Source organism: Pseudomonas sp. OTU5201, assembly GCF_038440135.1.
In the GTDB taxonomy this organism is placed as follows: Bacteria; Pseudomonadota; Gammaproteobacteria; order Pseudomonadales; family Pseudomonadaceae; genus Metapseudomonas; species Metapseudomonas resinovorans.
In genome coordinates this window covers 1-22,670 of sequence record NZ_JASATC010000040.1, presented here as the reverse complement: position 1 = coordinate 22,670, position 22,670 = coordinate 1, and the positions used below count along the sequence as shown (strand labels likewise).

At 63.6% G+C, this 22,670-nt stretch carries 15 protein-coding genes; 10 read left to right on the top strand and 5 right to left on the bottom strand.

Annotated features, from left to right (window positions below; translation table 11 throughout):
* Window positions 1–237 precede the first annotated feature (237 nt).
* The 5 genes from AAHM40_RS21585 (at window position 238) to AAHM40_RS21565 (ending at window position 9,333) form a co-directional block, all read left to right on the top strand.
* Window positions 238–3,135: an AAA family ATPase gene (locus AAHM40_RS21585; protein ID WP_342246475.1), complete on the top strand. Its 2,898-nt coding sequence runs from the start codon at window positions 238–240 to the stop codon at window positions 3,133–3,135.
* A gap of 110 nt (window positions 3,136–3,245) precedes the next feature.
* Window positions 3,246–3,461 carry a hypothetical protein gene (locus tag AAHM40_RS21580; RefSeq protein ID WP_215381385.1) on the top strand — a complete coding sequence of 72 codons (216 nt, stop codon included), beginning with the start codon at window positions 3,246–3,248 and terminating at the stop codon, window positions 3,459–3,461.
* Window positions 3,462–3,578: 117 nt separating this feature from the next.
* Window positions 3,579–5,093: a TolC family protein gene (locus tag AAHM40_RS21575; protein ID WP_342246497.1), complete on the top strand. Its 1,515-nt coding sequence runs from the start codon at window positions 3,579–3,581 to the stop codon at window positions 5,091–5,093.
* A gap of 29 nt (window positions 5,094–5,122) precedes the next feature.
* The gene (locus AAHM40_RS21570) at window positions 5,123–6,241 is read left to right on the top strand and encodes an efflux RND transporter periplasmic adaptor subunit (RefSeq protein WP_342246474.1); all 1,119 of its coding nucleotides are present in this window, start codon (window positions 5,123–5,125) and stop codon (window positions 6,239–6,241) included.
* Window positions 6,238–9,333 (top strand): efflux RND transporter permease subunit, encoded by a 3,096-nt coding sequence (locus AAHM40_RS21565; protein WP_342246473.1) that lies wholly within the window; start codon window positions 6,238–6,240, stop codon window positions 9,331–9,333. Before AAHM40_RS21570 ends, AAHM40_RS21565 begins: the two co-directional genes overlap by 4 nt.
* Before the next feature lie 934 nt (window positions 9,334–10,267).
* Here the strand turns inward: AAHM40_RS21565 and AAHM40_RS21560 are convergent.
* The 4 genes from AAHM40_RS21560 to AAHM40_RS21545 all read right to left on the bottom strand — a co-directional run bounded on the left by AAHM40_RS21560 (window position 10,268) and on the right by AAHM40_RS21545 (window position 14,278).
* Window positions 10,268–11,266: a transketolase family protein gene (locus tag AAHM40_RS21560; protein WP_342246472.1), complete on the bottom strand. Its 999-nt coding sequence runs from the start codon at window positions 11,264–11,266 to the stop codon at window positions 10,268–10,270.
* On the bottom strand, window positions 11,263–12,111 hold the full coding sequence (locus tag AAHM40_RS21555) for a transketolase (protein ID WP_342246471.1): 849 nt from the start codon (window positions 12,109–12,111) through the stop codon (window positions 11,263–11,265). The genes AAHM40_RS21560 and AAHM40_RS21555 overlap by 4 nt, the downstream gene beginning before the upstream one ends.
* Window positions 12,112–12,130: 19 nt before the next feature.
* A complete protein-coding gene (locus AAHM40_RS21550; protein WP_342246470.1) occupies window positions 12,131–13,429 on the bottom strand; it encodes an MFS transporter in 1,299 nt (432 codons plus the stop codon).
* Between the two features lie 99 nt (window positions 13,430–13,528).
* Window positions 13,529–14,278, bottom strand: a complete 750-nt coding sequence (locus tag AAHM40_RS21545) for an SDR family NAD(P)-dependent oxidoreductase (RefSeq protein WP_342246469.1) — start codon at window positions 14,276–14,278, stop codon at window positions 13,529–13,531.
* A 196-nt stretch (window positions 14,279–14,474) separates the two neighbouring features.
* Between AAHM40_RS21545 and AAHM40_RS21540 the strand changes: the two genes are divergently transcribed.
* Complete coding sequence (locus AAHM40_RS21540) at window positions 14,475–15,395, top strand: LysR substrate-binding domain-containing protein (protein ID WP_342246468.1); 921 nt, start codon at window positions 14,475–14,477, stop codon at window positions 15,393–15,395.
* 401 nt (window positions 15,396–15,796) lie between these two features.
* Here the strand turns inward: AAHM40_RS21540 and AAHM40_RS21535 are convergent, their stop codons facing one another.
* On the bottom strand, window positions 15,797–16,777 hold the full coding sequence (locus AAHM40_RS21535) for a LysR family transcriptional regulator (protein WP_342246467.1): 981 nt from the start codon (window positions 16,775–16,777) through the stop codon (window positions 15,797–15,799).
* Between the two features lie 112 nt (window positions 16,778–16,889).
* Between AAHM40_RS21535 and AAHM40_RS21530 the strand changes: the two genes are divergently transcribed.
* From AAHM40_RS21530 to AAHM40_RS21515, 4 genes are all read left to right on the top strand, one after another.
* The gene (locus AAHM40_RS21530) at window positions 16,890–17,249 is read left to right on the top strand and encodes a cupin domain-containing protein (protein WP_342246466.1); all 360 of its coding nucleotides are present in this window, start codon (window positions 16,890–16,892) and stop codon (window positions 17,247–17,249) included.
* Window positions 17,250–17,440: 191 nt separating this feature from the next.
* On the top strand, window positions 17,441–19,228 hold the full coding sequence (locus AAHM40_RS21525) for a choline dehydrogenase (protein ID WP_342246465.1): 1,788 nt from the start codon (window positions 17,441–17,443) through the stop codon (window positions 19,226–19,228).
* A 299-nt stretch (window positions 19,229–19,527) separates the two neighbouring features.
* Window positions 19,528–20,991, top strand: coding sequence for a purine-cytosine permease family protein (locus tag AAHM40_RS21520; protein ID WP_342246464.1), 1,464 nt, complete (start codon window positions 19,528–19,530; stop codon window positions 20,989–20,991).
* Window positions 20,988–22,106: a class II histone deacetylase gene (locus AAHM40_RS21515; protein WP_342246463.1), complete on the top strand. Its 1,119-nt coding sequence runs from the start codon at window positions 20,988–20,990 to the stop codon at window positions 22,104–22,106. Before AAHM40_RS21520 ends, AAHM40_RS21515 begins: the two co-directional genes overlap by 4 nt.
* Window positions 22,107–22,670 lie beyond the last annotated feature (564 nt).

Here is a 22,670-nt window from a genome sequence, read left to right as displayed (position 1 = left end):
TTTGTCATGTTTTGTCGGGATCGTTTGCCCTGCCAGGGCGAGGCCGCGCAGGCTCTGCCGAAGACGCTCCGATAACGGATGTCGTGCGCGACCGCCCACCACTCACCTGTCGCCGGGCAGGTTTCCGACCGGCGAGGCTTGGCTTGCGCATCGATAGGCGTTGTCATCGGAGCAACGGAGCAGGTTCCAGCCGCCGAGGCACAACGGTGAATTTGTCTTAGATTTCAGGAATCAAGCGTGGCGCGTCCGCAGCTCCAACCGAGTCCAGTCCAGATCCGCTTCGTCGACTTCGAGCTCGACGAGGCCAACGCCTGCTTGTTGCGCCATGGAAAGGCCGTGGCGCTGGCGCCCACACCCTTCATGCTGCTGTGCGTGCTTGCCCGCCAGCCGGGCTCCCTGTTGAGCAAGGATGCCTTGCTTGACGCTGTGTGGGGCCACCGACATGTCAGCGAATCGGTGCTGAAGACCGCCATCAGCGAACTGCGCACAGCGCTGGGTGACGATCCCAGGCAGCCACGCTTCATCGAGACTGTGTCGCGGCGGGGCTATCGCTTCATCGCCGCGCTGTCGCCTGGCGCTACCTCGCTGCCTGAGGCCACTGTGGCTCCGGCGGCCGTCGGGCAACCGTCGCTACCCTTCGTCGGTCGCGCCGATGCGGTCGCAAGGCTGCAACGGGCCTGGGAGCGGGCGAATCGCGGCGAGCGCGCCGTGATCTGGCTCGCCGGAGAACCGGGGATCGGCAAGACCACGCTGATTGAGCGTTTCGTCTCCGGCCTGGGCAGCGTCGCCTGCGCGCGCGGCCAATGCGTTGAGCACTACGGTGCCGGTGAGCCTTATCTGCCGGTGCTGGAGGCGCTGGCCGATCTGTGCCGCAGTGACCCCGCGCTGCCGGAGCTGCTGCGCACCGTCGCGCCGATCTGGCTGCTGCAACTGCCGTGGTTGAGCACAGCGCAGGAGCGCGATGCGTTGCGCCGCGAGCTTGCCGGCGTTGGGCCGGAGCGCATGCTGCGGGAGATGGGCGAATTGCTGGACCGCTACACGGCGCAGCGGCCGCTCTTGTTGGTGACCGAAGATTTGCACTGGGGCGATAGGGCGACCGTTCAGCTCATCGACTACATCGCGCGCCGACGTGGCTGTGCGCGGCTGATGTGGCTGGCGAGCTTCCGCGTCGCCGAGGTGGTGGCGCTCGATCATCCGCTCAATTCATTGCGCCACGAACTGCGCCTGCAGCGGCTGTGCGAAGAAGTGGCGCTCGACCCGTTCTCGGAAACCGAGGTCGCCGCCTATGTCGCGCGACACTCAGCCTCGCTGGCGCGTGATGAAACCTTCGTGCGGGCCCTGCACGAGCGCACCGACGGTGTGCCGCTGTTCGTGTCGTCCGTCATCAGTGAGGTCATGGACCAGACGGACGACGACGTCACCATCGAAGCTCGGCTGGCCAAGCTGGCGGTCCCCGAGAACCTGGTGGCCATTATCGATCACTACATCGCCAGGCTCGGGCAGGCGCAGCGTGAACTGCTCTCGGCGGCGGCAGTTTGTGGGGGCGAATTTCGCGTTGAGACGGTTTCGCTGGCCCTTGAGCGCGACCTCGCTCCGCTGGTCCAGGCCTGCGAGGAGCTGGTTCGAGAGCAGTTGTGGCTCGCACAGTCGCGGGGCGCCGAAGTCGACGAGCCTACGGAGCGGCCCTACGCGTTCCGCCATGCACTCTTCCGTCAGGCACTGTACGACCGCACGCCGCGCGCCTTGCGCATCAACCTTCACTACCAGGTTGGCGTGGCCCTTGAACGCGAGCGGGCGGCCGGCGTGCCGGTCGCCGCCTCGGAGCTGGCGATGCACTTCGACCGGGCCCGGCAGCCGATGATTGCGCTGCGTTACTACGCCGAAGCGGCGGAAACCGCACTGCTGCACTTCAGTCCTGTCTCGTGCACCGGCTTCACCGAGCGCGCCCTGGACCTGCTGCAGCAGGCACCAGAGGGTGCGGAACGCGACGCGCTGGAAATTACCCTGGCCACGCTCCAGGGCGTGTCAGCGTTCCACGCGATGGGCGTCGGCAGCGAGGCCAGGAACGCATTCGAGCGCGCGTACGCAATGCTGGCGCACGCTCCCGAACATCCGATGCGCGGTCGCCTGCTGCACGGGTTTGGCTATCTCCTGGGTCTGCGCGGTGACTATGCGCAGGCGCTGGCAGTGGCGGAGCGCGCCGAAGCCCTCTCGTCCGAGGTGAACGATCCCGCGCTCTCGCTGATCGCGTGCATCGTGCAGGGCGAGGTGCACCACCTCCAGGGTCGAACGCAGATGACCCGCAGCTGGCTGGAGCGTGCGCTCGCGCTCGCCGAGCCGCTCGATATAGGCGCGAACGAGATCTTCGCGACCGATCCCCAGGTCATGCTGCACGGCATGCTGGCCATCGAACTGGTGCGTTCCGGGCTGATCGAGCAGGGCCGTGCCCATATGCAGCGGGCGCGGGCTCGCGCGCAGGTGCTGCGCCAGCCCATGACGTGGATGGTCGCCGCCTGGCAGGAAGTGTTGATCGAGGTGCGGATGGATAACCACGCGCGCGTGGCCGAGCTGGCTGACGAGATGCAGGTACTGGTGGATGAGTATTCGCTGGCACTGGGGCGTACCGCGTGCCGTTGGTGGCGAGGCTGGGCCGACGCACGCAACGGCGCGCCGCGCGACGGCTACCGCTGCATCCGCGAGGCCTACGAAGAACACGCCGGGCTCGGCATGTGCTCCGGTGCGAGCGAGGTGCTCGGCTACGCTGCCGAGGCCCTGCTGTTGGCGGGTGATTTCGACGGCGCGATGGCCGAGTTGCAGGAAGCATTGAGGGTAGGGGAGGAACTGGGCGAGCGCGTGTACCTGCCGCAGCTGTTGCTGCTGGAGGCGGCGATCGCGCGGGAGCAGGGGCGACCGGATGCCGGCGCCCATGCGGTGCGGCGCGCGGTCGAGGAGGCGCGCGCCCAGGAGGCACCCTGGCTGGAACTGCGCGCCCTGGTCGAGCTGTGCGAACACCACGACGCCGCGCCCGCTGAGCGGCAGGTCCTGGCGGCGCTGCTCGGCCAACTGCCCGAAACCCAAGGCACTGAGCTGGCGCAGCGCGCGTGCACGCTGCTGCGGGCTGAAAGGTCGGATTGAAAGGATGAGGGCGCCCCCTTCATGACGACCGAAGTCTGACCTTTCGCTTACGACTCAACCCGGGGGGCGGCTTACGCTGTCGTCGAACTTCCTTGATCCCCAGGTCCGCAATGACCCTCAAACCTGAATGCAAGTACCCGAGCCGCCGCTCCTATGTGGTGAAGCTGCGTAGCGACGCCACTCCGGGGTGCCTCATGGGACGCCTCGAAAACCTCGTCACCGGGCGTCAGCGCGAGTTTTCGTCCGCTGAAGAGCTATTGGTGTCGATTGCCGCCGACCTCGTGTCGGCGGCTCGCGAGGACGCAGCGGATGCGGCCGTCGAGTGACCTCTCCCACCGAAATCAGCCCTCTGAATGGCGACCGAACCGCGACGCATCGCTGACAACTTTGCGCGCACCGGGCCTTACGCTGCTGCAACCTCGAATCTGCACGAGTCCAATCCGATGCTGCGATTTCCAACCCACTCCTTGATGACCCGCTACGCCGGGCAGATGCCGCTGCGACGGGCCGAACGCCTGGTCGGCGTCTTCGTCGGCGCGGCGCTCGCCGCCTCTATTGCCCTGGCCGTGACCGGCTGCTCCACGGAGGTCGCCAAGCCTTCGCCGGACCTGCCGAGCGGGTTCGCCGCGAGCAGGGCCTCGCAGATGGAACCTGAAGCCGCCTGGTGGGAGGCATTCAACGACCCGGTGCTGACGGACCTGGTGCGCCGCGCAATGCGCGAGAACCGTGACATCAAGATCGCCGCCGAGCGCGTGCGCGCCGCTCGTGCGGGTGAAACGATCAGCCGTTCCTGGTTGTTCCCGACGGTCGGCGTGTCCGCCTTCGGTGCCGATCGCAGCACCGGGTATGGCACCGCCAAGAAGCAGGGCGCCCCGGACATCAACACGGCCGGTGCGGGCCTGGACGTCTCGTGGGAGCTTGACCTGAGCGGACGCCTGCGCGCCGGCGCAGATGCCGCCGAGGCCGAGGCACTGGCTGCGGAGCACGGTGTGCGCGGCGTGCGCCTGCTGGTGATGAGCGACGTCGCCAGCAACTACTTCACGCTGGTCGGTGCGCAGCGCCAGGTCGACACCCTGCGTGCCATGTCGGCGATGCAGGACGAGACGCTGCGCCTGGTCACCGCGCGTCACCGTGTCGGGCTGGCGACCGCCTTCGACGTCGAGCGCGCCCAGACCGACGCCGAATCCGTACGCGCGCAGATTCCCCCCATGGAAACGGTAGCGGCGGTTGCTCGCCATCGCATCGCGGTGTTGATCGGTGACCAGGCCTTCAATGCCGCCTCCATTGTGACCTCCCGTGACGATCAGGTTGTGCCTCAGGCGCGGCCCGGCCAGCCAGCCGAATTGCTGCAGCGTCGGCCTGACGTGCTGGCGCTGATGGCGCAGCTCGACGCGGCGAATGCGCGCCGCCAGCAGGCCGCCGCCGAGTGGTTTCCACGGCTGTTTCTCGGCGCTTCCTTCGGCCGCCAGAACCTGGAGTTGAACGGTCTGGATCTCGGCGCCGCGCGCTTCACCAACGTCGCCGGCCTGCTGGCGATGCCGATCTTCAACGCAGGGCGCACGCGCGCGATCAACGAGGTCGCCGAGAGCGGCCAGCGCGAAGCGCTGCTGCGTGCCGAAGACGGCATCGCGCGTGCGCTCGAGGATGTGGAGAACGCGCTGATCAGTCTTTCCCATGAGCGTCGCCGCTCGCAGTCACTGCAGTTGGCGGCCGCCGCTGCGGACTCCGCGCTGGACCACTCGCAGTCGCTTTACGACCGTGGACAGATCGATCTGCTGCCGCTGCTGGACGCGCACCGTGCGCGCCTCACGTCGCGTCTCTCCGCTAACGAGAGCAGGACGCGGCTGCTGCTCGACAGCGTGCAGCTCTACAAGTCGCTGGGCGGGGGCTGGCAGGTGTTCGATCAGCCGGCCCACCCCACTGCGACCACCGATACCGATCATCCGCCCCTTTCCTGAGAACCTGTCGTCTTCAAAGAGGAATCGCCTTGAAGAACTCCAATACTGCGGCCGTTGCCCTGGCCGTAGCCTTCCTGCTGTCCGCGTGTAGCCCGGACCAGCCGACTGTGCAGGCGCTACGACCGGTACACGTCGTTGAAATCAGCTACGACAATGCCCGTGATATCAATCGCTACGTGGGCACCGTGCAGTCGCGGCATCAAGTCGACCAGGCCTTCCGCGTTGGCGGCAAGGTCACCCAGCGCAAGGTCGACGTTGGCCAGTTCGTGCGCCAGGGCGACGTGCTGGCTCTGCTGGATGACAGCGACTACCGCCTTGCCGAGGAAGCGTCGCAGCAACAGTGGGCGGCTGCCGTCGAGCAGGCGCGTCAGGCCGAGTCGGACCGCAAGCGCTTGACCGCGCTCAAGGAGGACGGCTCGGTCAGCGTGGCCGACGACGAGCGCGCGCACACGACTGCGCAGACTGCCGTTGCGACCGCCGAGGCGGAAGCGCGCAAGCTCGAGTTGGCGCGTAACCGGCTCAAGTACACCGTGCTGCGCGCCTCGCGCAGTGGGGTGGTTACCTCCGTGCGTCTAGAGGTTGGGCAGGTCGTGGCGGAGGGCCAACCCGTCATCTCAATTGCGAATCCAGGCGAGCCCGAGATCGTCGTCGACGTGCCCGAGGATCATCTGTCCTCCTTCAAGGCGGCGCATTTCAAGGTCTCGCTGGCCAGCGCGCCGAACGACACGTTCGATGTCGCGTTGCGCGAACTGTCGCCGCAGGCGGCAGAGCAAACGCGCACCTACCGCGCGCGGCTGAAGCCTGTGGGCTCACGGTCGCTGCCGCTGGGTGCCACCGCCACCCTGGTCGCTGAGCGTGAGATGGAGGGGGTTCCGGTGGCGGCGGTGCCGGCCACGGCGCTGACCCAGGATCGCGGTCAGCCAGCGCTGTGGGTGGTCAAGCCCGAGGAGCTGAAGGCGGTGGGCGTTGTCGGGCTGGAGTCTGTGGTGGTGCTGGGTTACCGCAATGACGAAGTACTGGTGTCCGGGCCTCCGCCGCGGGCGCTGGTCGTCGCCGCCGGGGTGCAGAAAATGGCGCCCGGGCTGAGGGTTGCGCTACCCGGCTTCGGTGGCGCTGAAACCAACACCCTGCAGCAGGCCACGCGATGAGTAACTTCAACCTTACCGATTGGGCGCTGCGCAATCGTGCCATCGTGCTGTTCATGCTCATCCTGGTGGCGGTAGCCGGCGCCTTCAGCTTCACCCGGCTGGGTCAGCTCGAGGACCCGAACTTCTCCGTGCCCTCGATGACCGCCATCGTCATCTGGCCCGGCGCCACCGCCCAGCAGTTGCAGGACCAGGTCCTCAACCGCATGGAGAAGAAGTTCGAGCAGATCGACAACTTCGAAAAGGTGGTCACCTACGCGCGGCAAGGCTATGCGGGCATGACGCTCACCGTGCGCGGCGGCACCTCCAAGGCCGACCAGCGCGAAGCCTGGTACCAGGCGCGCAAAAAGCTCAACGACCTGAGCCTCGAATTGCCCGACGGCGTGATCGGCCCGATCGTCAACGACGAGTACGGCGACGTGTACGGCCTGATCTACGCCGTCAAGGGCGACGGCTTCGGCCAGGCCGACCTGTCCGATGCGGCCGAGGACATCAAGCGCCGCATGCTGAAGGTGCCGATGGTCAAGAAGATCGATGTCATCGGCAAGCAGGCCGAGCGTATCTATGTCGAGTTCTCGCACGAGCGCCTGGCTGCGCTGGGCATCACCCCGCTGGCCATTGCCGAGAGCCTGAAGAGCCAGAACGCCATGCTGCCCGCCGGCCAGATCGACACCCGCAGCGACCGCGTCATGGTCCGCGTGAGCGGCCACTTCGACAGCGAAGACGCCATCCGCAACGTGCCCATCTCCGCAGGCGGGAGGCTGATCAAGCTCGGCGACATTGCGACCGTCACACGCGGCTTCGAGGACCCGCCGACCTACACCGTGCGCCACAACGGCCAGCCGGTGCTCATGCTTGGCATCACCATGACCAGCGACGGCAATATTGTGGACCTTGGTCAGGCGATGGATCAGGCAGTCACCAAGATTCAGTCGGAACTGCCCTATGGTGTGGACCTGGAGCTCGTGGCCGACCAGCCCACCACGGTGAAAGACGCGATCCATGACTTTGTAAAAGCGCTGGCCGAAGCGTTGATCATCGTGATCGTGGTCAGTCTGGTCAGCCTGGGCTGGCGCGCCGGCCTGGTGGTAGCGACCACGGTGCCGCTGGTGCTGGGTGGTGTGGCGTTGGTGATGCTGGCGATGGGCTGGAACCTCGAGCGCATCTCGCTCGGCTCGCTGATCATCGCGCTGGGCCTGCTGGTGGACGACGCCATCATCGCCATCGAGATGATGGTGGCGAAGATGGAAACCGGCTGGGACCGCGTGCGGGCGGCTGCCTTCTCCTACTCGGCCACCGCCATGCCGCGCCTGACCGGCGCGCTGATCACCGTCGTGGGCTTCCTACCGATTGGCATGTCGCAATCCACCACGGGCGAGTACGCGGGCGGCATCTTCTGGATCGTCGGCGCCGCCGTGCTGTTCTCGTGGATCTGCTCCGGCATTTTCACGCCCTACCTCGCGGTGAAGATGCTGCCCAATGACCTGGGCAAGCACCAGCATGGCGATGATCTATACGATACGAAGTTCTACCGCAGCCTGCGCCGTCTCATCGACGCCGCCATCGAGCGCCGCTGGGTTGTCATCGGCGCAACGTTTGGCGCCCTGGCGCTCGCTCTGGCGGGTATGAAGCTGGTGCCGCAACAGTTCTTCCCCAACAGCTCGCGACCTGAATTGATTGTCGACGTGCGCGTCAAGGAAGGTGCCTCGTTCGCTGCGACGACCGAGCAGGTCAAACGCATGGAGGCGATCCTGGCGAAGGACGATGACGTGCGCTTCTTCACCGCCTACACCGGCGCTGGCGCACCGCGCTTCCTGCTGTCGCTCAACCCCGAGCTGCCGAACCCGGGCTTTGCCCAGTTCGTCGTGATGACCAAGGACCTGGAGGCGCGCGAGCGAGTCCGTGAGCGGTTGATGACTATGGCCGACCAGCAGTTCCCGCAGGCGTGGTTGCGCGTGACCCGCCTGGAGCTGGGGCCGCCCGTTGGCTACCCGGTGCAGTTCCGCGTCGTCGGTCCCGACACCCAGGTGGTGCGTCATATTGCCCGCGAGGTGGAGGCGGTGGTCGCATCCAGCCCGAAGGTGCGCGATGTCCAGCTGGACTGGAACGACCCGGTGCGCGTGTTGAAGGTGGAACTGGACCAGGACAAGGCGAGCGCGCTGGGCCTCACACCGGCCGACGTGTCGCTGGTGACCCAGTCCGTGATGAACGGCGCGACCTTGTCGCAGCTTCGCGAGCACGAGGAACTGATCGACATCGTCGCCCGTGCCGTGCCTGAGGAGCGCCTGAGTCTCGACACACTGAAGGACATCAACCTCTACACCCGCGAGGGCACTGTGGTACCGCTGTCGCAGGTGGCACAGGTGCACAGCGAGCTGGAAGAGCCGGTGCTGTGGCGCCGTAACCGCGACATGGCGATTACCGTGCGCGCTGACGTGAAGGATGGCGAGCAGGGCGTGTCGGTGACGCAGGAGATCCGGCCGCTGCTGAAGGACATCGAGGCGAAGCTGCCCTCGGGCTATCGCATCGACGTGGGCGGAGCGGTGGAGGAGAGTGACAAGGCCAACCAGGCGCTGCTGGCAGTGGCTCCGCTGATGCTGGTCACCATTCTGTTGCTGCTGATGCTGCAACTGAAGGACTTCTCCCGCATGTGGATGGTGGTGCTGACCGCGCCACTGGGCCTGATTGGCGTGGTGCCGGCGCTGCTGGTGTTCCAGTCGCCGCTGGGCTTCGTCGCAATCCTGGGCATCATCGCCCTGGGCGGCATGATCATGCGCAACTCGGTGATCCTGATCGACCAGGTGCAGATCGAGATTTCCCAGGGCCGCGACCCCTGGAATGCGGTGCTGGATGCCGCCATCTGCCGGGCCCGTCCGGTGATGTTGACGGCGCTGGCTACCGTGCTGGCCATGATCCCGCTGACGCGCAGCGTGTTCTGGGGGCCGATGGCTATCGCGATCATGGGCGGCCTGACGGTGGCGACCGTGCTGACGATCTTCTTCGTCCCGGCGCTCTATGCCGCCTGGTTCAAAGTGCGCCGCCATACGGCTGCTGATGACCAGCAGGTAACGGCCGATGCTGCGCTCAGCTCCTGAGTGAAAAGCGAGTCAAGTCCACGTTCGTAGAGCGTGGACTTGCTTTTGGCCCTTCATAAGGTGGGCTCTTCAGGAGCGAGCTTACTCGCGAAAGATCGCGCTCGGGCTGTGCGCGAGCAAGCTCGCTCCTACAGTCATCCGGCTTATCGGGGCATTTCAATCTTCGAATGAGTTCGCCCCCACAGGACTGCCGCCACCTTTCATGGAGTTCCCAACACCATGCTGAAAACAGTTGCATCTTGCCAACATCGGTGCAACCACAAACGGCGCCACGCCCCCCGCTATCATCCGCGCCGTGAGCGAGGCGCTTGCGGACGAAGCCAAAAAGGCGGTCACCGCGGCCATCGCCCGGAAGGTCAAATCCGCTGTCGACATGATCGAGCCGCCCGCACGTGGGCTGCCAAAGTCCATGCCGTTGCCTCCGCCCCTGCCGCCCCTGCCGTCCATGCCGACGCCGCCATCCCGTCCGTCCCTGTCTTCCGCGTCGACGTTTTGTGCGGGCGCGAGTAGGCCGCAGGCACAAAAAAGCCGCTGAGCTTTCGGGAGCGGTTAGTCCGCTGTGTGAGTAAGCGTTTCTTAGGCGCCGGAGACAGAGCCTATGGATGGCCCGCGGAAGCGGCAATGCAGTTGGCCTGTGGGGTTTGGCTGATTGCGCAAGGGGAAGCCACGTCGGGTGGGTGACGCGATGGCAATGCCGACCGCTACTGCGAGACATTAGCCTGCTATTTGCAGAGTCGCGTGCATGATTTCTTTTCATCTGCTGAAGCAAGCAATCGAGGGCGTGCCTGATTTTTGCCTGCTTCGCTGATCACCTTGTCTCGTAGGTGATCGGTCCTCGGCCGGGCGTTAATTTCCCTGGTGGTTGACCTGTCCGGGTACCCCCGATTCGTCCGCTGAATGAATGGCCCTCTTAATGTGAAGAGGGCCTTCAACTCTAAAGCCAACCCTTGATCTGGCTTGCCACTGCGTTGGTTGAAATGCCATAGCGGTCGTGCAGGGTGGGCAGGGCTCCAGCGTCGAGGAAGGCATCGGGCAGGGCAATCTGGCGGAACGTGGGTGTCACGCCATTGCGCATCAGTACTCCGGCCACCGCTTCGCCCAGTCCGCCGACGATGGAATGGTTTTCCGCCGCCACCACCAGTCTTCCGGGCTTGCGGGCTTCGGCGAGGATGGTGGCTTCGTCCAGGGGCTTGATGGTGGGTACGTGCAGTACCGAAACATCCACGCCATCAGCCTGTAGCTGTTCGGCCGCTTCCAGGGCGCGCATGGTCATCAGGCCGGTGGAAATGATCAGTACGTCGCGCCCCCCGCGCAGCGTTTGTGCCTTGCCGATCTGGAACCTGTAGTCGTAGCGGTCCAGCACCAGCGGCACGTTGCCACGCAGCAGGCGCATGTAGACCGGGCCCTGGTGGGCGGCGATGGCCGGTACGGCCTGCTCGATTTCCAGGGCGTCGCAGGGGTCGATGATCATCAGGTTGGGCATGGCGCGGAAGATCGCCAGGTCATCCGTAGCCTGGTGACTGGGACCATAGCCAGTGGTTAGCCCAGGCAGGCCGCAGACGATCTTCACGTTGAGGTTCTCTTCGGCGATGGCCATGCAGATGAAGTCATACGCACGGCGCGACGCGAATACGGCATAGGTGGTGGCGAAAGGGGTGAAGCCCTCGCGAGCCATGCCGGCGGCGGCGCTCATCAGCAGTTGTTCTGCCATGCCCATCTGGTAGAAGCGCTGCGGATGCTCCTTGGCGAAGATGTGCAGGTCGGTGTACTTGGACAGGTCCGCCGACAAGCCGACGATATCTGTGCGTTCACGCGCCAGTTCAGCCAGCGCATGGCCGAAGGGAGCAGAGCGGGTGGGCTGACCTTCTGCGGCGATCGAGGCGATCATCGCCGAGGTAGTCAGGCGTTTCTTTGGGGTGATGGCGGTGTTCATTGACGGCTCCCGGCTTCAAGGACTTCCAGGGCGAGGTCCCATTCGTTTTCGTCGACGCGGATGAAGTGAGTCTTCTCGCGGTTTTCAAGGAAGGGCACGCCCTTGCCCATGCGGGTATCGCAGATGATCACCCGGGGCTGCGCGCCATCGTGCTGGCGTGCGGCATCGAAGGCGCGCACCAGTTGCTCCAGGTCGTTGCCGTCCACCCGCTGGACGAACCAGCCGAACGCCTGCCAGCGGTCGACAATGGGCTCGAAGGCCAGCACTTCGCTGGAGTAGCCATCGGCCTGCTGGTTGTTCACGTCGACGATGGCGATCAGGTTGTCCAGCTTCCAGTGCGAGGCGGACATGGCGGCCTCCCAGGTAGAGCCCTCGTTCAGTTCGCCATCGGACAGCAGGTTGTAGACGAAACGGTCCGAGCCCTTGCGCTTCAGGCCCAGGCAGGCGCCGACGGCGATTCCCAGGCCATGTCCCAGGGAACCACCGGTGATTTCCATGCCCGGGGTGTAGGCGGCCATGCCGGACATGGGCAGGCGGCTGTCATCGCTACCGTAGGTCTCCAGTTCCTCCTCGGGCACGATCCCCGCCTCGATCAGCGCCGCGTAGAGCGCGATGGCGTAGTGCCCGATGGACAGGTAGAAGCGGTCGCGGCCTTCCCATTCCGGGTCGGCGGCGTCGTAGCGCAGCGCATGGAAATAGGAGACGGCCAGCAGGTCGGCGGCGCCCAGCGCCTGGCCGATATAGCCCTGGCCCTGGACCTGGCCCATGCGCAGGGCATTGCGCCGGATGTTGTAGGCACGCTCCGCCAGGGAGGGGGCGCCAGTGGAAACAGTGGGGGAACTCATCGTCGGGACTCCTTCGATCTCAACGGTTGACCAGGTTGGCCGGTACGCGGAACACCAGGATGGCTCCGAATACCAGCACGGCGGTGATGAGGTACATGCCGATGGCATTGCTGCCGAGGGTGGTGGTGACCCAGCCGATCAGGTAGGGCGAGCAGAAGCCGGCGAGGTTGGCGAAACTGTTGACTGCCGCGATTCCCGCGGCCGCCGAGACGCCACCGAGCAGGGTGGTGGGCAGCATCCAGAACAGTGAGGAGGCCGACAGGATTCCCGCCGCCGCAAGGCACAAACTGAGGATCGACAGGCTCAGGCTGCTGCCGAGCGCGGCGGCCAGGCTCAGCCCCAGGGCACCGGCAAGCATCGGTATCGCGAGATGCCAACGACGTTCCTGGTGCTTGTCGCCGCTGCGGCCTGCCAGCAGCATCGCGGCAATGGCGCAGAGGTAGGGCAGGCTAGTCAGCAGGCCGATGTGCACCGGTTCGGACACGCCGGCATTGCGCACCAGGGTCGGCAGCCAGAAGGTGATCGCGTACTGCCCCATCACCACACAGAAGTAGATGCCGGCCAGCAGCCACAGACGGCGGTCACGGATGAAGGCGGCCGGCGAGGCATGGTTCACTTTGTACTTGTCGTCCTCGGCTAATTCCTTCCGGACCAGTGCCTTCTCGTCCTCGTTGAGCCAAGTAGCCTGATTCACGCCGTCCTTGAGGTAGCTCAGCACCAAAAGGCCGACCACTACCGTGGGAATGGCCTCCAGCACGAACATCCATTGCCAGCCGGCCCAGCCGTGCACGCCGGCGAAGCGCTCCATGATCCACCCGGACAGCGGCCCGCCAACCATGCCCGAGAGGGGAATGGCGATGAACCAGAGGGCGGTCATCTTGGCGCGGCGGTAGGAGGGGAACCAGTAGGTGAGGTAGAGCAGCAGGCCGGGGGCCAGTCCCGCTTCGGCGACGCCGAGCAGGAAGCGCAGGACATAGAACTGCCAGGCCGTCTCCACGAAGGCGAAGAGCGCGGAGATGATGCCCCAGGTGATCATGATGCGGGCGATCCAGCGCCGTGCACCGACCTTGTGGAGAATGATGTTGCTGGGTACTTCGCAGAGGAAGTAGCCGATGAAGAACATGCCAGCACCCAGGCCGTAAACGGCTTCGCTGAGGGCCAGGTCGTCCATCATCTGCAGCTTTGCGAACCCGACGTTGACCCGGTCGAGGTAGGCGCAGAGGTAGCACAGCATGAGAAATGGCATCAGTCGCCAGGCCGTCTTGCGGTAGGCGTTGCTGCGTGCGGCCGAAGCCGCATCGAGGGCTATCGTCGTCATGTTGATCTGATCTCTTGTTTTTATTCATATGACCCGGCGGACGAGGAGTCGCTCGCCGGGCTCAGATTCGGAACATCGCGAGCCGGAAGGCAGGGCTCGTCAGTGGATCAGCATCCCACCGTTTACATCCAGCGTAACGCCGGTCAGGTAGGTGGACAGGTCGCTGGCCAGGAACAGCGCGGCATTGGCCACGTCGCGTGCTTCGCCCAGGCGGCCAAGGGGGATGCCCTCGATGATCGCGTGGCGACGCTCGTCGTGCATCAACCCACCCGTGATGTCAGTCTGGATCAGGCCGGGCGTGATTGAGTTGACGCGAATATTGTCGGCTCCCAGTTCGCGTGCCATCGCCTTACCCAACCCGAGCACACCGGCTTTGGCGGCGCTGTAATGCGGGCCGCCGAAGATGCCGCCGCCACGCTGGGCGGACACCGAGGACATGCAGATGATGCTGCCGGACTTCTGCTCGCGCATGGTCGGGATCACCGCCTGGGACATCAGCAGAGTGCCACGCAGGTTCACATCGAGGATGCGGTCGTAGTCCTTCCCGGTGATCTCCAGGGTTTTCACCGGCTGGGTGATGCCGGCGTTGTTCACCAGCACGTCGATACGGCCGTAGTGGGCCAAGACCTGGGCGACGGCATCGCGCACCTGAGCCTCGTCGGCCACGTTGGCGGCCAGGCCCAGGTGACCTTCGCCCAACTCGGTGGCGGCCTGGCGGGCAGCCTCCAGGTCCAGGTCGAGGATGGCCACGCGAGCACCCTGTTCGGCGAAGCTCCTGGCGGTGGCGCGGCCGATGCCGCGGGCCGAGGCAGCCCCGGTGACGATTGCGATTTTGCCTGCGAGTAGCATTGTTCTGCTCCGGATGATTGTTGTTATGGACGCCGGTTCGCGGAGAACCGATGGGCATAGATTCGTTTCACAACCCCTGCCGGGCAACGCAGCCAACCTCACCCTATGCTGAATAAAATTCAGCACTGGGCGGCTCGGTTCGAGGTGGGCAAAGTACGTAATCCACCGCCAAGCCCCGGAAAATGCAGGAGTCGAGATGCATCACGAGTCAGACAAGAGGCCCATCCAGCTGCCACCGCTCAAAGCGATTCAGGCCTTCGAACAGGCAGCGCGGTTCGGTAACGTCGCCCGGGCGGCCGAGCAGCTCAACCTGACGCCTTCGGCGGTGAGTCACCAGATCGCCAACCTCGAGGCGCTCATTGGCCGTCCGCTGTTCCTGCGCACGGCCAAAGGCGTAACACTGACGCCTGCGGGCGAGCAGTACCTACGAGACGTGTCTGGCGTCCTGCAAAGCCTGGCGATTGCCACGGAGCGCGCCGGTAGCGAGGTCAGCTCCGACTATCTCCGTCTGCACTCGGCTCCGAGTTTCGGCCTGCTGTGGCTGTTGCCACGCCTGGAACGGTTCCGGGCCAGCCATCCCGATATCCAGATCAACCTGTCCTGCTCGTACGAATCGTTGCACTTCGGCCGCAATCAGATCGATTTGGATATCCGCCACGGCTATCCGAACTGGCCGAGCCTTGAAGTGCGAACCGTCCGCCATGAGCAACTGATGGTGCTGGCATCGCCCGCGTTGCTTGCGCGAGCGCCCATCCGCGAACCACAAGAGCTCCTGGGGCAGAACCTGATTCTCTCCGAGGCGGCACTGGTGCAGTGGCCGCAATGGTTCGCTCAGCATGGGATATCGCTGCCGGAGGCTCCCTATGCGCTGAGTTTCGACCGCTCATACATGAGCCTGGAAGCCGCAAGCCACGGGTATGGCTATGCCCTGGAAAGCTCGATGCTGTCCCAGGACTATGTCAGTCAAGGGCGTCTGGTCCCGGTATTCGGTGAGGCGTTGCGCAGTCCCGTCAGCGCCCACCATCTGGTTTTCCCTCGCACTCACTCGGAGCTGCCGAGGGTGAGACGATTCCTTGACTGGATGCAGCAGCAACTGGGGCATGACTTCAGTTACTGATAGGTAGCAAGTGAACTACGCATGCAACCAGCTGCCTCAGCGGCTGACTGCCCAGGATTTCACCGCGCGGGCGACGGCGGTGTGCTGAAGCGCTTCGATCGAGCAAGGGATCGCTATCGGGGCCCGCGGACTCATCAATTCGCGGCTCCGATATTGGCCGATTCTGTTGAAAAAGGCGGTTTTTGCTGGAACCGCCTTTCAAGCGTTCAAAAAACGCAGGGTCTTGGCGTTGCTACGCGAAATCTGAAGCAGATCGGGAGCGGGAAGACTGCTTCAGATTTCAATGTCAGCGGCCTACTTTCGCAGGCAGAAATCACTGAGGGATTTTCTCGACACAATCGGCCAGGAGCGGTCACTCGTGGACGGTCAGATCTTTACCCGAAGCAGCATTTCATCAATGGCTAGAAGCAAGAATCTTTAGTGGTGATAGCGTCGCTGCGCTCCACTACTTGAATGCCTTTTTCCGTGAGCGCTTGCCGCACAGCCACTTGGTAAGTATCTATCGCACCGCGTAGCCAAGTTTCGAACTTTTGGCTCGCAGGTGAGCTCTGCCTTGCTCTGGGTTTGAATAGGCTGTAGTTCTGCGCACTGACTAGCCCAAGTGGGTAGGGGACGATCAGCTCGCCTGCTCGGATAGCGGGTAGTGCAAGGAAGCTGTCGCCGATGGTCAGACCGCCACCTGATGCAGCGACGGACAGGCACAGGGTGGTTTCGTTGAACATGGTCTGCTGGCGTCGAGGGCCGCCGGGATCGAGCCCGGTCAGGGCGCACCACTCGTCCCAGACATCGTAATTGGCGTCGATCAGGTAAGGCGCATTGCAAGGCTTGCGGCCCTCACCCAAATAGGTGTCTGCAAAGTCGCGGGTGCAGACCAGCAGGTCGATCCAACGGCACAGTTCGGTTTCTTCCAGTCCTCCACCGGCCCGGGCACCCTGCATGCCATAGAAAATACGGAAGTCGAAATCCTCATCGAGGCGGAAACTACCGTTTTTTTCGGCGGTGATCTCCACGGAGATGCCGGGGTTGGCAACCAGGAATTTCCCTACCTGGCCGGCCAGCCAGCTCGACGCGAAGTCACGACACACGAGCACTCTCAGATGCTCGCCCTGCCGCGCTCGGCGGCTGATGGTGTCGGTGGTCAGCTGGATCAGCTCGAAGGCTTGCTGCAGCGCCAGAAACAACTCGCTGCCGGCCGGCGTCAGGCGGATCACATTGCCCGTACGCAGGAGCAGGGGGCAGCCCATGTCGCTCTCCAGCTGCGCTACCTGCTTTGACACTGCCGGCCGCGTTACATGCAGCTCCTCCGCAGCGGACGAAATGCTGTTGAGTCGGGCGACGGCCTCAAAGGCGCGAAGCGCGGTCAGGGACTGGTGTTTTCTCAAGAAGGCGCTCCGTAACCTGAAGTGACTCAGCCTGAAATCTTGTCACTTGTTCGTATGGGAGCCCGACTCTAGCTTAGGCGTCAATCCCAACGCGCAAGCCCGAGGTTTCATCATGCTTCTACCGATTCGTTTTTCTTCGACTGGCCCGACTGGCTGGAAGGAATTGCCGAACGAAGCCCTTGAACATGCCGAGCTGATCGAAGGTCGGCCGATGGGCCTGGACCATGCTTACTTCAGCCGCAGCGAACCGCCGGTGAAATCGGGTATCTGGCGCTGCGAGCCCTATACCGAGCACTACGAGAGCTATCCGGCCGATGAGTTCATGGTGGTACTGGAGGGCGAGGTCACGCTTGAGACAGACGGCTTCTGCGAAACCTATACCCAAGGTGATTCCTTTCTGGTGCCCAAGGGCTTTCGTGGCGTATGGCGCCAACCAGTGCCGATGCTGAAGTTCTATGTGATTGTCGGCTAGCCAGCCTAGGTGCGGGTGCGAGTCAGAGGAGTCCACCCAATCAGCCAAGCCTGACCCGGACATCGCAACGCCCGCACTGAGCAAACTTCCCCATCCAACCCAACCCAACCCGGACCCCGAACCTGGCGCGGACATTGCCGCGCGGGGCAAATGGGTCTGCCTCCAGCCTTACGTCTGTGGGAATCAGTACCATGTCGACCCCTGAGAAAACATCATTATCCAGCCCGCAAGACGAGGGGCACTATGACTACATCATCGTAGGTGCCGGGGCCGCCGGCTGCGTGCTGGCCAATCGCCTTGGCGAAGACCCTGACATGCGAATACTGGTGATCGAGGCGGGTGGCAGCGATGCCTCGGTCATCGTGGCGATGCCAGCCGCGCTGTCGATCCCGATGAACACCAAGCGTTTCAACTGGGGCATGAAGACCGAGCCGGAACCTGGCTTGGGTGGTCGGCAAGTGAACCTGCCCCGTGGCAAGGGGCTGGGGGGCTCCTCGTCGATCAACGGCATGTGCTGGGTTCGCGGCAACCCCATGGATTACGAGTTATGGGAGGCGCTGGGGGCCGATGGCTGGCGCTGGTCGAACGTGCTTCCTTACTTCCTGCGCATGGAGAACGTCGAGGGTGGTGGCCCCCTGCGCGGGACCAATGGTCCGATGCGCATCAAGCGCGGGCCAGAGACCAATCCACTCTATCGGGCCTTCGTCAAAGCCGGCAACGAGGCCGGCTACGCCTTGAGTGACAACATGAACAGTCGGCAGCACGAAGGCTTCGGGCCGATGGAAATGAACATTGGCGACGGACGCCGCATGAGCGCTGCTCGCGCCTATCTGCGACCTGCCATCGCCCGGGGCAACGTGCGTGTAATCAAGGGCGGGCTGGTTGACCGGGTGATGTTCGATGGCCGACGGGCGACGGGAGTCTTGTTCTCGGTAGCGGGCAGGCCTGCCCGGGCTATGGCCACGCGGGAGGTCATCCTATCGGCCGGGGCCATCATGTCCCCGGTGATCCTCAAGCGCTCAGGCGTCGGGCCGGCGCAGGAGCTCGCGCAGCATGGCATTCCGGTGATCTACGACGCCCCCGAAGTGGGCGAGAACCTAATGGATCATATGGAGCTCTACCTACAAATGGAGTGCACCCAGCCGGTCAGCCTGTTTCCCACCCAGAGCCTTCTTGGCAAGGCCAAGATCGGTATCGAGTGGCTTGCCACTCGACGCGGGCTCGGTGCGACCAACCACTTCGAGAGCGGCGGACATATTCGCAGCCGGGCAGGCATCGTTTATCCAGACATCCAATTTCACTTCCTGCCGCTGGCCATCTCTTATGACGGGCAGACACTCGCCGAAGGGCATGGTTTCCAGGTGCATGTCGGTACCAAACGTTCGAAGAGCCGTGGCTGGGTCAGGCTGCGCGACGCCCGTCCGGAGAGCCTGCCGCGGGTGCGCTTCAACTACATGACCCATGCCGATGACTGGACGGAGTTCCGGGCCTGCGTGCGCCTGACGCGGGAGATCTTCGCCCAACCAGCCTTCGCCCCCTATCGGGGCCGGGAACTGGCTCCGGGCGCGGCAGTTCAGGACGATGCCTCCATAGATGCCTTTCTCAAGCAGAAGCTCGAAAGCGCCTACCATCCCTGCGGCACTTGCCGTATGGGCAGCGACGAGGCTGCGGTGACCTTCCCCGACGGCCGGGTGCGCGGCGTCGAGGCGCTACGGGTGGTGGACGCCTCTCTGATGCCTGCTGCCACCGCCGGCGACTTGCAGGCCCCAACCCTGATGCTGGCCGAGCGGCTGTCCGACCTGATCCGTGGCCGTCACCTGCCGGAGGCACAAGGGGCCCAGCTCCTGGCGGATCCGCAATGGGCCACCCGGCAACGCAGTCAAAGCATCACCCGCGATTACGCCAGCGAGCGCCATCGGTTAGCGGCCGCCCTGCTGGCCAATGCCAAGGGAGCCTCCCTGCCGATGGCAGCGGGTTGAGTCAACGCGTTGCCGGACCGAGGGCCGTCGCTTCAACCCTTGGATGAGCAGAAGTGAAATGCCTCGACGATTTTGAACGCATCGATCAGGTGCCATGGAGAGCCGGTCGAACCTTTCCCGGGTTCATCCCGACGCCCTGAGCTTTTCCTCCATGACTACCGAGGTCGCGTGTCCCTTGTGGCTGTAGAGGCGCTAAACGTTGTACCGCGATTGACCTGCAATGGAGGCCACACAGATAGCTCGATGAATGAAGCATCAATGATGCAACCCCGATCAATCTCAACCAGGAAAACAAGAAAATGGGAATGACATCTAACGGGCAAAGTGCCTCGGTGAGTCCTGCGATTGCGCAGGGCCGATCCGATGGTGCGGAACGGCGCTCTGTAGATTTCGTACCCGTGTCTGAGCGTCACGGCACGGTGCGACATCTCGGTGCGGTCTGGATAGTTGCAAACATCAACCTGACAGCTATGGCTACTGGCGTTACAACGCTAGCGCTTGGTGGTTCACTCTTCTGGACTCTGGTCGCGACCGTGTGCGGCTCACTGTTCGGAACCCTCTTCATGGCTCTGCATTCCTCGCAGGGACCCCATCTGGGCCTTCCCCAGTTGGTTCAGTCCCGAGCGCAGTTCGGATTCTTCGGGGCCGCGATCACGGTGTGGGTCTTCGCCCTCGTGAACTACTTCAACTACAACGTCGCAGACGCGATCCTTGCAGGATCGAGTCTGCACTTCCTCCTCGGGATTCCAACCTCCTGGGGGTTCCCGATCGCGGTACTGTTCGCCGGCACCTTGGCGCTGTATGGCTACCGATGGATCCACCGGGTCAACCGATTCCTGGTCGTACCGCTGGGTTTGACGATCGTGATACTCACCTTCGCTGCGGTGGCACGGGGTGGAGTTCCCGAGGGCGCGTTCACTCCGGGCACCATTGAATGGCACGCCTTCGCGACGACCTTCGTCATCGTGGCGGGCTTCCAGCTTGGCTGGGCGCCTTATGTATCGGACTACTCCCGCTACCTCGCCCCCACCGTCTCCACACGGGCGTCGTTCCTGTGGACCTATATACCTTCGGCGATTTCCGCGCTTTGGGTGATCGGCCTGGGCTCGTTGCTCGCGGCGGCGACTCCAGGTGCCACGGTCATCATCGCGATAGCGCAGGGTGGCGACACCCTGTTCGCAGGCGGCGGCCGAATCGCAGTCGCACTGCTGTTCATCGGCCTCCTGGTGGTGATGGCACTCAATGCGTATGGCGGCAGCCTGACCCTCATCTCGATCGTGGACTGTTTCCGCCGGGTCCGGCCGTCGTTGGCCATGCGAGCCATCACTATCGTCGTGATGACGCTGTCCGTGTGGGTTGTCGCGGCAATGGTCGGCGAAGAGCGGTTCAACGTGTTCTACGGAAACGTCCTGGTGTTTCTGGCATACCTGTTCACACCCTGGACGGCCATCAACCTGGTGGACTTCTATTTCGTTCGCAAGGGTTGCTACTCAATCCGCGAACTCTTCAATCCCGCAGGCATTTACGGACGATGGGGATGGCAAGGAAATGTCGCCTATATCGGAGCACTGGTGGCAATGGTGCCTTTCTTTGTCACTGCGCCTTACACCGGATGGATAGCTCGCCAAATTGGTGATATCGACATCTCGATGTTCGTAGGTCTTTTAGTCGCCAGCGCGCTTTATCTCCTCACATCTCGAACCCTTGATCTGGGCTACGAACGCAGCCTGGTGGAAAAGGAAAAACAGGTCAGCGAACTATGAATATGAAGACAACCGGCTGGATTTGGGACGAAAGGTTTATCACTCACGATACGCGGGCATGGAGCCTGCCGTGGCAGGAACCCATCGACCATCCCGAGAAGGGCGACACCAAACGACGCTTCGCAAGCCTCGTCAAGCGCAGCGGCCTTGAGCAACACCTTGTTTCGCTACCATTCAACTCGGCCTCGGAGGCCGACCTGCTGCGGGTACACACTCCGGAGTATGTCGAACGGATCCTGAATCCGACCGGCCCCGCCTGGAGCGATGCGGGCGATGGTGAGACTCCTGTTGGACCTGGCTCGGCGGACATTGCCAGACTCGCAGCAGGAGCTGTTATCTCGACGTTCGATGCCGTTGTATCGGGTACTGTGACCAACGCCTACGCCCTCGTACGACCGCCAGGCCACCATGCGATTGCCGGACAGGGAATGGGGTACTGCATATTCCACAACACGGCGATTGGAATCCGCCATCTTCAGCAAACGGGAGCGGTGGCACGCGTCGCGGTCATCGACTGGGATGTTCATCACGGCAACGGGACCGAGACCCTTTTTTACGACGACCCGTCGGTGTTGACGATCTCCCTCCATCAGGACGACCTCTACCCAATCGGACGCGGGAAGGTACGAGACAGCGGTACGGGCCCAGGAGTGGGCGCCAACCTCAATATCCCTCTTCCCGCAGGGTCGGGGCGAGGGGCATACGTGGGCGCGTTCGAGCGTGTCGTAGTACCTGCGATCCGCCGCTTCCAGCCGGACCTCATCGTGATCGCGAGCGGATTCGACTCGGCTGCAATGGACCCCTTTGGCCGCCAACTCCTGCACTCCGCGGCATATCGCGAACTGACGACGCTCGTGATGAACCTGGCGGATGAAGTGTGCAATTCGCGAGTTGCCGCCGTACACGAGGGCGGCTACGACCCGCTCATGGGCCCGTTCTGTGGACTCGCCGTGGTTGAAACCCTTGCCGGGCGGCGCACGGCAGTCGAGGATCCCTGGATCGGCACGGTCGTGAATCTTCCGGAACAAGCCCTTTTGCCACACCATGACGCGGCGATACGAGCGTGCGAACAACTTGTCGCAGGCGTGCCGGTTGGACCTAAGAATGCGCGATGACAAGGGATTACATTAGCCTCGTCCGTGTCTAGTCCTGAGATAGGTTTACACCTGTTCAGGTAGGCCGATAGGCCGCGACAGGCCCGATGCCCCGCATCGGGCATGTTGGTTTTCGAGGCGGTAGTTCAGACTCGTGCGCAATATGCGCACTCAGTGCGCTCATCATCGCTGGTGGTAACGGATCAAGGATGCGAAGTGGTGTCTCCGAAATAAGCATTACGGATGCCAGCTATCTGTCCAAGTCGATTCATCGGCGCTTTAGTGATACCGCCGCAACAATTCGAAGAGCGACCTTAAAGTTTCAACGGCCTTTATTTGAAAAACTCGTAGAGTAGCGGGGGAGATGGTCGAAGGGAGTGATTCAACGTCCCCTTTTGGCCGTTCCCGCCCATTGGCATTCGCCTTTGGGGCACGAAAATACTCCGCTATGAAAAAGGGCCGGCGAACATTGCTCGCCGGCCCTTTCGTTTACTCCTGAATGGCTCCACTTCCCTGGGGGCCAATGGTCTTGCCCTTTACCGCTCGGCCAGCCTTGGATGGCCGGCGCCGCCGGCCCCCCCCCCG

Excerpts from the sequence above, each read along its gene's own strand:
- AAHM40_RS21575 (WP_342246497.1), top strand. The coding sequence starts at position 3,579 with ATGCTGCGATTTCCAACCCACTCCTTGATGACCCGCTACGCCGGGCAG.
- AAHM40_RS21580 (WP_215381385.1), top strand. The coding sequence starts at position 3,246 with ATGACCCTCAAACCTGAATGCAAGTACCCGAGCCGCCGCTCCTATGTG.
- AAHM40_RS21560 (WP_342246472.1), bottom strand. The coding sequence starts at position 11,266 with ATGAACACCGCCATCACCCCAAAGAAACGCCTGACTACCTCGGCGATG.
- AAHM40_RS21565 (WP_342246473.1), top strand. The coding sequence starts at position 6,238 with ATGAGTAACTTCAACCTTACCGATTGGGCGCTGCGCAATCGTGCCATC.
- AAHM40_RS21540 (WP_342246468.1), top strand. The coding sequence starts at position 14,475 with ATGCATCACGAGTCAGACAAGAGGCCCATCCAGCTGCCACCGCTCAAA.
- AAHM40_RS21525 (WP_342246465.1), top strand. The coding sequence starts at position 17,441 with ATGTCGACCCCTGAGAAAACATCATTATCCAGCCCGCAAGACGAGGGG.
- AAHM40_RS21550 (WP_342246470.1), bottom strand. The coding sequence starts at position 13,429 with ATGACGACGATAGCCCTCGATGCGGCTTCGGCCGCACGCAGCAACGCC.
- AAHM40_RS21515 (WP_342246463.1), top strand. The coding sequence starts at position 20,988 with ATGAATATGAAGACAACCGGCTGGATTTGGGACGAAAGGTTTATCACT.
- AAHM40_RS21530 (WP_342246466.1), top strand. The coding sequence starts at position 16,890 with ATGCTTCTACCGATTCGTTTTTCTTCGACTGGCCCGACTGGCTGGAAG.
- AAHM40_RS21555 (WP_342246471.1), bottom strand. The coding sequence starts at position 12,111 with ATGAGTTCCCCCACTGTTTCCACTGGCGCCCCCTCCCTGGCGGAGCGT.
- AAHM40_RS21545 (WP_342246469.1), bottom strand. The coding sequence starts at position 14,278 with ATGCTACTCGCAGGCAAAATCGCAATCGTCACCGGGGCTGCCTCGGCC.
- AAHM40_RS21520 (WP_342246464.1), top strand. The coding sequence starts at position 19,528 with ATGGGAATGACATCTAACGGGCAAAGTGCCTCGGTGAGTCCTGCGATT.